We start from the raw sequence: 1,549 nt of genomic DNA on the forward strand, positions 1-1,549 counted from the left end.
AATGTCCGTGGGCCGAGTGGGAGTATTCTCCCGAATGAATGGGCAGGCGGCGACCCGTGGTTCCCAGAGGATCGCTCACTCCAGTACTTCACGGTACGCTGGTGGGCTTAACTTCCGTGTTCGGAATGGGTACGGGTGTTTCCCCACCGCTCTGGCCGCCTTTATGCCGACTCTCGGATTCGAACCGAGACTCTCCACAGAGAGACGCCTGTGTCGGTCGTGGTTCGGTACCAACCGTGTATTACGTGCGATCCAGTTACCGCCTGAACTCATGCGAGTCGTGGCGCGTCAGCGCCAATGAATGTGGCTCGGTCTGTTAGTGCTCGTGGGCTTAACACCTCGTTGCCTCGGTGCGTACACCCCGAGTCTATCGAACTCGTCTTCTACGAGTGACCTCTGTGGTACCTCTTTTCCATGTGGGTTTCGAGCTTAGATGCGTTCAGCTCTTACCCCGTGTCGCGTGGCTACTCGGCATCTGCCCTTCCGGACAACCGATACACCAGTGGCGACCAAACGTAGTTCCTCTCGTACTATACGTTCGTTCACGTCAGGTACCTCACACCCCCAATAGATAGCAGCCGACCTGTCTCACGACGGTCTAAACCCAGCTCACGACCTCCTTTAATAGGCGAACAACCTCACCCTTGCCCGCTTCTGCACGGGCAGGATGGAGGGAACCGACATCGAGGTAGCAAGCCACTCGGTCGATATGTGCTCTTGCGAGTGACGACTCTGTTATCCCTAAGGTAGCTTTTCTGTCATCTACGGGTCCCATTCCGGAACCTCGTAGGTTCGCTAGACCACGCTTTCGCGTCAGCGTTCCTCGTTGGGAAGAACACTGTCAGACCATCTTGTGCTCTTGCGCTCTTCGCCGGATTCCCGACCCGGCTGAGATGATCTTCGGGCGCGCTCGATATCTTTTCGAGCGCGTACCGCCCCAGTCAAACTGCCCGGCTACCGGTGTACTCCTCCCGGAGTGAGAGTCGCAGTCACCGACGGGTAGTATTTCAATGGTGCCTGGGTGGCGTGCTGGCGCACGTACCTCTGTAGCGGCTCCTACCTATGCTGCACATCGGCGACCACGTCTCAGCGACAGCCTGCAGTAAAGCTCTATAGGGTCTTCGCTTCCCCTTGGGGGTCTCCAGACTCCGCACTGGAACGTACAGTTCACCGGGTCCAACGTTGGGACAGTGGCGCTCTCGTTTATCCATTCATGCAAGCCGCTACTGAAGCGGCAAGGTACTACGCTACCTTAAGAGGGTCATAGTTACCCCCGCCGTTGACGGGTCCTTCGTCCTCTTGTACGAGGTGTTCAGATACCCGCACTGGGCAGGATTCAGTGACCGTACGAGTCCTTGCGGATTTGCGGTCACCTGTGTTGTTACTAGACAGTCGGAGCGCCCGAGTCACTGCGACCTGCTCCGTAGAGAGCAGGCATCCCTTCTTCCGAAGGTACGGGACTAACTTGCCGAATTCCCTAACGTCGGTTCTCCCGACAGGCCTTGCCTTGCGCTGGCAGAGCACCTGTGTCGGATCTCGGTACGGACAT

2 rRNA genes are annotated in these 1,549 nt (G+C 57.5%); both read right to left on the bottom strand.

The features are described from left to right. Positions 1–41 precede the first annotated feature (41 nt). Positions 42–163: ribosomal RNA gene (gene rrf / locus ABNG04_RS17975) — 5S ribosomal RNA — on the bottom strand. 133 nt (positions 164–296) lie between these two features. After that, positions 297–1,549 (bottom strand): 23S ribosomal RNA (locus ABNG04_RS17980); the annotation flags it as partial.

Origin of the sequence: Halorubrum miltondacostae (assembly GCF_041379815.1) — an archaeon.
Classification (GTDB): Archaea; Halobacteriota; Halobacteria; order Halobacteriales; family Haloferacaceae; genus Halorubrum; species Halorubrum miltondacostae.